The sequence below is a fragment of the Xenorhabdus sp. NBAII XenSa04 genome (genome assembly GCF_963866145.1).
Classification (GTDB): Bacteria; Pseudomonadota; Gammaproteobacteria; order Enterobacterales; family Enterobacteriaceae; genus Xenorhabdus; species Xenorhabdus indica.
In genome coordinates this window covers 1-10,603 of sequence record NZ_CAWMEB010000073.1, presented here as the reverse complement: position 1 = coordinate 10,603, position 10,603 = coordinate 1, and the positions used below count along the sequence as shown (strand labels likewise).

9 protein-coding genes, 2 tRNA genes and 1 pseudogene are annotated in these 10,603 nt (G+C 41.9%); 1 reads left to right on the top strand and 11 read right to left on the bottom strand.

The window, feature by feature from the left end; genetic code table 11:
• Window positions 1-125: 125 nt before the first annotated feature.
• From AAC147_RS03810 to AAC147_RS03780, 7 genes are all read right to left on the bottom strand, one after another.
• The gene (locus AAC147_RS03810) at window positions 126-395 is read right to left on the bottom strand and encodes a type VI secretion system PAAR protein (protein WP_047685679.1); all 270 of its coding nucleotides are present in this window, start codon (window positions 393-395) and stop codon (window positions 126-128) included.
• A gap of 74 nt (window positions 396-469) precedes the next feature.
• Entirely contained in the window at window positions 470-1,279 is an 810-nt protein-coding gene (locus AAC147_RS03805; protein WP_047685677.1) for a DUF4123 domain-containing protein, read from the bottom strand.
• On the bottom strand, window positions 1,276-3,288 hold the full coding sequence (gene tssI, locus AAC147_RS03800; RefSeq protein ID WP_072032559.1) for a type VI secretion system Vgr family protein: 2,013 nt from the start codon (window positions 3,286-3,288) through the stop codon (window positions 1,276-1,278). Before tssI ends, AAC147_RS03805 begins: the two co-directional genes overlap by 4 nt.
• A gap of 168 nt (window positions 3,289-3,456) precedes the next feature.
• Window positions 3,457-3,669, bottom strand: coding sequence for a hypothetical protein (locus AAC147_RS03795; protein WP_339955594.1), 213 nt, complete (start codon window positions 3,667-3,669; stop codon window positions 3,457-3,459).
• A gap of 38 nt (window positions 3,670-3,707) precedes the next feature.
• On the bottom strand, window positions 3,708-4,298 hold the full coding sequence (locus AAC147_RS03790) for a hypothetical protein (protein ID WP_052189793.1): 591 nt from the start codon (window positions 4,296-4,298) through the stop codon (window positions 3,708-3,710).
• 16 nt (window positions 4,299-4,314) lie between these two features.
• Window positions 4,315-4,929 (bottom strand): hypothetical protein, encoded by a 615-nt coding sequence (locus tag AAC147_RS03785; RefSeq protein ID WP_052189791.1) that lies wholly within the window; start codon window positions 4,927-4,929, stop codon window positions 4,315-4,317.
• A gap of 596 nt (window positions 4,930-5,525) precedes the next feature.
• On the bottom strand, window positions 5,526-7,964 hold the full coding sequence (locus AAC147_RS03780) for a DUF5906 domain-containing protein (RefSeq protein ID WP_081989151.1): 2,439 nt from the start codon (window positions 7,962-7,964) through the stop codon (window positions 5,526-5,528).
• A 133-nt stretch (window positions 7,965-8,097) separates the two neighbouring features.
• On the opposite strand from AAC147_RS03780, the gene AAC147_RS03775 reads away from it, so the two are divergent.
• Complete coding sequence (locus AAC147_RS03775; RefSeq protein ID WP_197056425.1) at window positions 8,098-8,271, top strand: hypothetical protein; 174 nt, start codon at window positions 8,098-8,100, stop codon at window positions 8,269-8,271.
• A gap of 143 nt (window positions 8,272-8,414) precedes the next feature.
• Here the strand turns inward: AAC147_RS03775 and AAC147_RS03770 are convergent, their stop codons facing one another.
• From AAC147_RS03770 to AAC147_RS03755, 4 genes and pseudogenes are all read right to left on the bottom strand, one after another.
• Window positions 8,415-8,621, bottom strand: coding sequence for a helix-turn-helix transcriptional regulator (locus tag AAC147_RS03770; RefSeq protein WP_047685675.1), 207 nt, complete (start codon window positions 8,619-8,621; stop codon window positions 8,415-8,417).
• A gap of 368 nt (window positions 8,622-8,989) precedes the next feature.
• Window positions 8,990-10,318, bottom strand: a pseudogene (locus AAC147_RS03765) (tyrosine-type recombinase/integrase); the annotation flags it as partial.
• Between the two features lie 95 nt (window positions 10,319-10,413).
• A tRNA-Leu gene (locus AAC147_RS03760) sits at window positions 10,414-10,500 on the bottom strand.
• A gap of 6 nt (window positions 10,501-10,506) precedes the next feature.
• Window positions 10,507-10,580 (bottom strand) — tRNA-Cys (locus tag AAC147_RS03755).
• Window positions 10,581-10,603: the final 23 nt, after the last annotated feature.

Below are 10,603 nucleotides of genomic sequence, written 5' to 3'. Positions count from 1 at the left end.
GTGGGCAGATGTACCGCAATCTTGCTCTCCCTTTCAGGCTACGGGAGGTTTTTTGCCATTACAGCTATGTGACCATCTATGATGGTCAGGAAGTTCGTTCAGGCTAACTGATTTATTAAATATTCTCAACCAATATTTACGCTACCACCACCGATAACCACACCACCACAATCAACTGTATCACCCGTTCTGGCAGCTGGTTTTCCCTCAATAAAAACAGAATTTGAGCCACTTGCTATCGCCCGAGAGTGGGATGAATGTGATTGTAGAGCATCTCCTTGCCGGGCGAGATAAGCACCATCCACTTTGACGCTGTTAGCACCAGTAATGACTGGCGTTGCCGGACAATCACCATGTTCTGTACCGATATCACCGATTTTGACTGCATTTCCCATACTATTTTTCTCCATGATTGTAAGGAAATGGAAATATATTTATTACAGTAATTATCTAGGGAGGTAACACTTGGTTAAATATTACTAATAAATTTATTAGCTCTATACCAGCCGGGAGTTCCATCATCAACAAGGTTCGATAAAATTGATTTATCAAAGTTATCAATATCAAAATTATCTTCTCTGACCACTTTATTAAGAATTCCCTCTATAGACCCTGTATCAGTAATTTTTTCGGAAAGCAGGTAATCATAGAAAAAAGCTAAAAATGATAATGAGTTATTAATGCTGATACTTTTTCTTAGTTCTGCTAATTTAGATAGCAAAATAGAATCAATTTTTTGTAAATACTTTTCTTTTTGCTTTATTTCTATCAGTTCATACTGTTCTTCGTTAATTCTGAAAATTTTATATCTTCCCTTGGCGTTATCAGGATATTTTTCTCTAATTTTCAGGAAATTATCTTCTTTATGTTCATCTTGATAATCTGTTGCAACTTTTTGGATCGGTCCTAAAAAGCAATGTATTTCCCAGTCACTGAGGACACTAAGAAAATCCCAGATATTACGCGGGTCGTAAAAACGGAAAAACACAGGTTTATCCTGCTGAGGAAGTAATACTTGCAGGTATTTACGTAAATGTTGTCGAACGGTTTTCATGTTTGCTTCACTGTGAACGAAGATCCCCCACGGGGTTCTACGGCACTCCAGCCAAATTTTAACTTTTTCATCAACTTGAACCAGATAAGGCGCAATTTTAACTAATTCTGGCTGGAGTGGTTCACCATAGAGGCAGGTGGAGGGCGGATCATAATGTTCGAGCATCAAAAATAGGTCAGGCTCTGCTGCGCCATCAATAATAGCATAAAGGGTGTCCTGATTCATTCCTGATTCTCCTTATCTTTCATTGGACAATGGGCGACGAACATTGAACCTTCACTTGCTGCTGCAAGTAAAATGGCGGGATTAGCGGGCGCCAGTAAATCACCGGGACTACCACCGGAATTCAGATTAATAGCTGGGCCTTTGATATCAATACCACCTGCATGAAGCACAACAAAACTCCCGCCAACACGTAGAGTAAGTTTGCTCCCACTTTGTAGTGTCAGATCCCCTTGCGCATCAATACTGACAATACCTTGAATCTTTTCTGCCAGATCGCCTTTAATTTGCAACGAGCGGTCACCGTCAATTTGCTCAAGGTAGTTTCCTGTAGTTTTATGATCTTGTTGACCTTCGACTGTGATTTTACGATTGTTGGCGATAACTAATTCATCGTCATGCCCGATGCTGGTTGTACGGTCATAGTTAATGCGTTCGTCGCGTGAATTGAGTACTTTAATAGCGAGATTTTTTTGCGCATGAATAAAGACCTCTTCACGATCTTTCTCATCCTCAAAACGCAGTTCGTTAAACCCTTGGCCTTTATGGGTTTTGGAGCGGATTGACATTTGCGTTTTTGCCATTGGCAGGCGGTTTGGTGGAATATTATTGGCATGATATGCCCGCCCGACAATAATTGGCTGGTCAGGATCGCCGTGAATAAAATCCACTAACACTTCATGACCAATGCGAGGAATGGCAATCACTCCCATTAGTTGACCCGCCCATGCCTGACTGACACGGACCCAACAGGAGCTCTGATCGTTAAATTGGCCATACCTATCCCAGTCAAATTGAACGCGAACGCGCCCGTGCTCATCACAAAAAATTTCTTCACCTTCTGGCCCAACGACTGTCGCAATATGCGGACCTTCCATTTTTGGTTTTGGGTAGGGCGAAGGATGATAAGAGTTTTTGCGACTGGTGAAAGTAAACTGATTAGAAAGCCAAGTACCGCTGCCGCTAGATTGAGTCTCGTCAGCTTGTGGCTGTTGTCCCGAATGAGTTATCTGAATTAATTGCCATTGATCATTAAAAGTTTCATTGGGATGGTCTGTCAGGTCAACTAATTGCCCCGGCCACATGGCAAAACAGTCACCATTACCGTTACCACGTTGAGTATCTCGGCGTAAATATTCCAGACGATACTGGCTTGCCCGTTGCCCTAATTCGTCATCTTTATAGCGGTTGGGAAAATCGTAATAGTTATAACTTTTCAGTATTCGTTGGTTGGCAAGGTTACGCCCTTCATACCAGAATTCTCGGTTCCAATGCGGATTTTTGAAAGTCCGGTCTTTGGCAGTGACATTGGCAACGCCAACCTGTTCTGACCAATTTAACTGCTGGATACAGGTCGTCGTGCCCGTCACATCAGTTTCTGGACGATAGGGCACACTAATAACCTGATTGAGAGACAGACAGGAATCGTGAAACATGATGTGCTGTTCATGTTGTTCCTGATCGAAAGTGAAGTAATAAAAAATGCCTTCATCAGCCAGTAAACGCTGAATAAAAGCCAAATCACTTTCATCATACTGAACGCAAAATTCCCGTGGTGGGTGTTTATAACCAAGCGCAAAGGAAATGTTTCGGATGCCATTTTCTTTGAGCAGAGTTTCTACGATATCAACAACAGATTGGTTCTGGAATATACGGCTATTCACTCGTAATGAGGCCCGCCATAAAGGGGGATGAATGGTGATACGGTAGTGGCTAGTGTGACGTCCGGTAGATAGGTGTGAAAACTGCGTAACCATTCCTGTGATTTGTCGCTCAACCTGCCCGTTACGGTGAACGGCAAAAGCGGCATTGTTGTCAAGGACATCCGCAAAATCAATGTCAGGTGTTTTGCTGGTTAATGTAGCTTCCAGCCGGAAAGGAGAAGACAGTGATTCATTTAGAGAAAAATCGACAACGGCAAAGGTTTGTTCAGGTAATTGTTCTGTAATGAGTGTAAATACCAAACCTGAGCGATCAAGTAGTTGAGTCATTTTATCCATTATTTTACTCATTTGTTATCTCCATAATCTTTTTACATATCAATCCATTAGTTAACTCTGAATGATGAAATAATTTTAAAAACTCAAATAATCATTCGGCTTTATTATTTTGAATTTAAAATATATCTTTTAATTTTATTTGTTTTATTTTAAATTCGAAATCATTTCATTTATATATTTTTAAGCTACTCCAATACCCGTATCTTTATCATCCGATTTTGTAAGGATTTTTTGAATTAATGTTTTTTTAGGGCGCGCATTGTAATGCTCCTTGTTTAACTCACTCTTAGGAAATGGTGCTGGAATTGATTTTATATGAGGAATATTATTATCGACTTTTATATCACCCTCGAATGTTCCCGTTGCTTTACTCATCGCATTAATTTCACTCAAGTCATTCCATGTTGCTTTGGGTTTCAACCCAGCACTGCCTAAGGCCTTCCAAGTAAAATCAATGCAGCTATTCCAAACTCCATATAATAAAGATCAAAATCAGGATTTTCTTTATTCACAGCTAAATCACCATATTCTTTTAATTGATTATAGTGTTCTTCTGTGATTTCCATCGTACGGCTAAACCGGGGATTTTCATAATGTATTGTATCTTTTTTAGTGACTTCTCCAGGTCCTTTTATACCTGAATCTATAGGGGCAAATCCATAGGAATCATTAGTGTTACCATCTGAAATTTTATACCACATATGCCCAGCAGCTGAGGTTATTCTTTCTCCCTTTTCCTCATCAAATCTAGGTTTTCCTGAATTATCATTAAGAGGAGTGCCTGGGTGAGCTGCATAAATGGTAACAGTATATCTTTTATCTAAAGACTTAATTAAATTTGCTACAAACTCAGATCTTGCATGTGGAGGTGCACATGTAGCGCATGGTTTTCCTGCTGCATAATTTATTTTTTGATCAGGGTAAGCCCTCGCGTTGATACGTTTTTCTTTACTTTCTTTTGAAAAGTTATTGTCGTTAAAAATCCCTATTAATAATTCTTCTGTCGTATTTATAGGCGTCATTTTTTTAAAAATCCTTTTATTTTATTGCATGTTGACGAATATAGATGGAATAACTTAAATCATCCATTTTTAATTCTGGCCAATTGGCTAAAACTTCAATTTCCAGTCGATATTGTCCATAATTATAAGAGTGACCAAAATCAATAAGATCGAATAAAACTCCATCCATACCACCATAACCAGCAATAAGTTTTGTAAATTCTTTCTCATATACTAACGTTTCTGTTAAATTTTCATTGATCTTGTAAATTTTTACATCTAAAACAGGCTCGTCTGTAAGTTTAGGTATAGGCCCCTTCCCTTCAAAAATATTACTAACATAGAAACCTAAATTGGCTCCGTCTCTCTCATTAATTTTCAGCATTATTTGAGGTGATGGGGTATTGGCAGGCAAAAGATAGAAAAGCTTAGGTGTGGGTTGAGGAACCTTCCAAAACACCAATTCTACTTTTTCCCCTTTTTTATACAGTTCAATTGGAGTTTCGATTGCGTGGTAACCACCAAGTGTAGTTGGTTTAGGATTTAAAAAAAAGTAAGGATCTTCTGTAGGGGGACGCATCCATTGGATTAGCATTACAATACCTGCTCCCAAAAAAATAGCCAGAACCAATAACATAGCGCTTTTCACCATAATTTTTTGTTCCATCAGAAGTGAAGAAAATTTAGGGTTCCGTTTCACAGATAAGTTAAGGTGTATACAGAACAAGATATAACAGAATTATCTATTCAAGCCAGGATAGCAACAAATCAAGAGAATTGTGATTAAGCTTTACATTTAAATAAAATTAGTTAATTAATGAATTTTAATTTCGTGTAATGCAGAAGATTAAAGCCAGGCTGACGCGCTGCGCTTGTCTTCTCCGAGTTACCGGGCTAATACATTAACCCGGTAACTCGGAGAGCTGAAAAACACCTGCCAGAAAAAAATTCTTATTTAACCCACCCTATTAAAGAATTAGTGATAAAACTGTTCACCTATTCACTTTTAAATATTTTTATTTAAATTCATAATGTTAAATGGTGATAACCTGAAATCAAATTCATCATTACTCTTCAACTAACCCTTCACCTCAAACTTGAAAAAATGGTGAACAGGGCTGAATACTTGCGAACAGTTTAAAAACAACTATTATCCCTACAATGCTCTGAAATATCTGATTTAAATTATAGAGTGAATAGTGGTGAATACTTTTTTATATTTCTTCGAAAATATCTGTATAAGAAAAATTATTCTTCTGGTTGGTCATTCCTTGTCAGTTTTGGCAGCCATTCATTGGCTGTGTCGATATTCAGACTCATATTGCTGCGAATGCCGTGTTTGCTTTTCTTACGCAGGTAATGCAATCCGTACTCCGCTAGTGCGCCCGGCATATCCATGCCAAAACGCGTTACGGAAACAGGTTTATTCAGGTTATTGCCTTTCATATAAGCAAGGTAGGCGTGATAAAGGTATTTGCGCGGATTGAACGGCATAATTTCTGCATTGCCAATTAGCAGGCCGTCAGCTTCATCGGACGCAATCAGATGACCACAGAAATCGACCAGTGGATCGGTGCCGCGTTTGATATCCAGCGCTTCTTCTGATTTTTGTTGCTCTGTCAGTAAATGCCTTGCGGTTTGTGGGTCAGCGAACCGATGCAGCAAATGTCGGATAATCACAGGCAATTCTGCTGCGATTTTATCCCGCAGGAGTGGATCGCGTTCATTTTCTGGCACGACTTCGGAAAAGTTGAAAATTACCCGACGCCGTGACACCCCCCCACTACGATCACTGAAACTCATGGCGTTATTGTTCACTGCCAGCACGACAGCAGGAATACGAGTTGAATAGGGTTGTTTGTGCTTCGGGTCAATGGCAACTTCATCGCCACCTGTAATGGCCTTGATACCGGAGCCATCACCGACATAGCGAGTCTGGTCTGGCAGGATAATCAACGAATAGCCAACAATCAACGCCCGTTCCCGTGGGTTTTCCAGTGCGGCCATACTCGCAGAAACGGTATTGCCTTTGCCTGCCAGCATAGCGCAAATTTCAGCAAAGATGCTTTTGCCACTGCCTCCGGCACCAGTGACTTCCAGAAAAAGCTGCCAATCGTAGCGATTCGCCAGCACCATAAACAGTGCTGCCAATACACGATTAAATTTGTTTTCACAATGGGCTGTTGCCCGATTCAGCCAGTGCCAGAACTGTGGCGCATGGTTTTTCAGGGTTTCCCCTGAAATGGGGGAATTGAATTCAACGTCATTAGCAAGTAGCAGCCAGTCACTTTTACGATGCGACCGAAACTGGCAGGTTTTCAGGTCAAACACACCATTATTGAATCCGATTAAATGGCGTTTTGGCAGTTGCATCATGGGAAGTTGTAATTTCAGGGCATCCACGGCAGAACTAATACCATGCGGTGAGTATGGTAGCTTTTCTTCCATAAAGGCAGCCACCATTTCCCGTTTTAAATCACGATCACTGACCGGACGCCAGACGATACCATCATAGTGATGAACGCCTTCCGAAGCGCCATCCAGAGCCAAATTGCTGTCATAACGTGCCAGTAACACTTCCCCGCGCTGACTGGCTCCCATCTGGCATAATGTCAGTTTTGAAGGCTCGGCATCATTGGGCTGAGGAGTTGCTTTTTTCTTGGTTGATATCGGTTGATAAAGCCCGTGAGTAAAGGCTTGCTTTGCTATTTCCACACCGTATTGCTGGCGATAATCGTCCCAATCAGCTTTATGCTCTGTAGGTGGCAATGTGATCCAACCATTAACCACAAGGGCAGCTTGTTCCGCTGAGATCTTTCCAACATTCTTTTTGGGCTTACCGTTCTTATCCAGTTCGTCGGGACTGTGCCAGTCATTATCGGCGGCGAAAATAATTTTTGTATCCAACCAGCGCTCCCGAACTGCTTGAGCGACAGATAGCAAATTACCTGCATCCAGCGCCACTAGAACAGTACCTTTATAGAGCTGATTAACTGTGAACGCCGTGGCATAACCTTCGGTAATGATTACTGTGTCGGAGTGCTCTTCCAGCTCTGATACAGCAATAAATGCACCTTTCTTCTGGCTACCAGAGAGTAATTTTTTCTCGCCATTAGGCTTAATGATCTGTGCGCCTGTTACTTTTTTATCCAATGTTGTCAGTGTCAACACTATCGAATTATCGGACAGCAGCCGCTGACCAGGGCAATGCAGCCCTTTTGCGGTCAGATAGGGAGATTGCCCGGCGACAGTTTGCGCCATCAGTGCCGTCACTCTTTCAGCAATCGACTGTGTTGTTTGAATGCTTTCCCTATTTGGCTTGGGTTCTGGCAAAGGTAATGCCAGCGTATCCGCAATAACTTTTGCTGCTTCAAGAATCGAGATCCCTTTGGTTTTTGCCACTAAATCCAGCCCATCACCATAGTTTGGGGCGTCACATTGGCGACAATGCCAGTTGCCATGATGATGGTCGTCAATAAAGTGAAAACGGTCAGTACCACCGCAGACAGGGCAAGCGCCATGTTTCCCCTTTGCAGGAATGTCGATGCCGCATGCAGGCAGCAGATTTTCCCAATGGTACATGGCGGATCTTTTCACGGTCTGAATCAGATCGAGCGATTTTTGTCCATCTGTTTTATCTGAAGATGTAAATTTAGGGTGAGTTTGGTTATGCTGTGTATCAGCCATTATCGTTATCTCTCAACGGTTATTGGTCAGACGCCCTGTATGTGTTGCGAGCACTACGGGGCGTTGTTTTATTTGGTTACTAAAATTAAAATGGTCATTACCATGTAATTTAAAATATCCTTGGGTAATTACCATGTCAACACAAAAAGAAAAACGATCTCCACAATACCAAATGAGATTAACGGAAGAATTCAGACAACAACTTGAAAAACAAGCAAAAACCGATGGTGATGCTTCCCTTGCTACATGGATCAAGCGCATACTCCGTAAAGAACTCCAATCGCGTGGTATTGAACCCAAAGGTTGAACCAACCGACAGTTAGTCAGGAGGATAGCTCCCATACCGCTATCCTTTTTTCGTTTAAATAACAATTGCAAGATTTGTCTATCTCTCAATGAATGGATTACCCGCATCGTGAACTGATGCACCAAAATTCAGTCAGCACGCTATCAGGAACGGGATTCAGCAATACGCTGATCAACCCAACCATCAATTTCTGATTCAATAAATGCAACCGAACGAGGGCCAATTTTGACTTGCTTCGGAAATTTATCTTCTTTAATGAGCCTGTAGATCCATGCCTTGCTGTAGCCCGTTCTGCGCTGAACTTCTGGCAGGCGAATGAGACTTTCTTTAGATGTTGTCATTGTTGGCATGTATACCCCCTGTAATCGAGCCCTTGAAATGCCCTAGTGGACGTTATTTGACGACAGAGGAATTATTTAAAAATTCAGATTAATTGAAAGCGTAAACTCTTTAACCAATTCGTAAAATTAATTGCTGTCTATTGACTGTATAAAAAGCAACCTTGTGTGCCACAGGCACAGCAGCCTAAAAAAACACCATGTATATAGCTGTGATGGTAAATTTAACCAAATGAAAAATAAGGAAAATGTATGATGGGTCAGGGTATGGGATTTTTAGTTGATTACACGCTGTATTAAAAATAGTCTTTGTTGTCCTGGGCAACAAAGTCTAAAAAATCATCATGAACTTAATACGTTCTGAGCATTAATCCATGTTACTTCCGGTGTTTCTTAGCAAAATCATACGGTGTGATATGTTTTTCTCGGTTTGCATCCAGATAATCGGCCCACCATTGCACCATCAGTCTCCGTTCATCCAGATGCTTAGAGGTGTGAATATAGGCAGCTCTGACGTTTTTTCTTTCTACGTGGCTTAACTGGCGTTCAATGGCATCATCATTCCATAATCCTGATTCTCCCATTGCACCACGTGCCATTGTTCGGAACCCATGCCCGCAAACATCGGTTTTGGTGTCGTATCCCATGCCACGAAGGGCATTATTAACCGTGCTTTCACTCATGACCTTTTGTGGATCGTGATCGTTAGGAAACATGACTTCACAGTCACCGCTCAGTTCGCGTAATGATTTGAACAAAATGACAGCCTGACGACTCAAAGGCACAATATGCTCCGTTTTCATTTTCATGCCCCGTTCGGAGAATTTAACGCCTTCAATGGTTTTTCTTGTGGCAGGGATTTTCCAGACAGCCTTTTCAAGGTCGATCTCTTCCCAACGTGCAAATCTCAATTCACTGGAACGAACAAAAGTTAATAATGTCAGTTCAACTGCAATGCGGGTGATTAAACGCCCATGATAGCGAGAAAGCCGGCTCAAAAATTCAGGTAAACGTTCGTGAGGCAGGGCGGGATGATGTTTAGATTTAACGGTGGAAAGTGCGCCAGCCATATCATTAGCCGGGGTGGAATCAAGGATATCATTCTGAACGGCATAACGCATAATGGAAGTGACACGCTGTTGCAGTCGCTGGGCAATGTCATGTTTTCCATCAGCATCAACGGTTTTGATCGGCGCTAACAGTTGGCTTGTCCGTAAAGTGGAAATATCAAGCCTGCAATATGTGGGAAAATATAATGTTCAAGGCTGCGTAGAATGCGGTTGCCGTGATCTTCGCTCCAACGTTTATTGCTGGCGTGCCAGTCACGGGCGACTTTTTCGAAGGTATGTTTTCCCTTTACTCCAGCATGTGCGTCTTTTTTCTCGGCTTTGGGATCAATACCCTGAGCAATTAGCTTTTTTGCTTCATCTCGTTTGGTGCGAGCATCAGCTAAAGAGATGGCCGGATAGACACCAAAAGCCAGTCGGTCTTCTTTTTTATCAGTGGGGCGGTAGTACTTCATACGCCAGTACTTTGAGCCGCGTGTCGTGACTTCTAAATAGAGACCACCACCACCGGTGAGTTTGTAGGTTTTTTCTTTGGGTTTTGCTGTTTCGATTTGTCGTGCGTTTAGTTTCATTATAAGGGGCACATTTAAAATAGAAGTGTAGGTGCCCCTGATTATGCCCCTCGGCGCATGTTGATTGCAATAGACTAGAGTAGACCTAAAAAGAAAAGACCTGATTGATTTATCAGGTCTTTCTAAGAGTTGGTTTACTAGTGTAGACGTTAGTAAACCTATGTTTGGTGCCCAGGGCGGGACTTGAACCCGCACAGCCTTAAGGCCGAGGGATTTTAAATCCCTTGTGTCTACCGATTTCACCACCTGGGCTGAATCTGGAGGCGCGTCCCGGAGTCGAACCGAGGTAGACGGATTTGCAATCCGCTGCATGGCCACTCTGCCAACGCGCCTTTTTTGGAGCGGGAAACGAGAC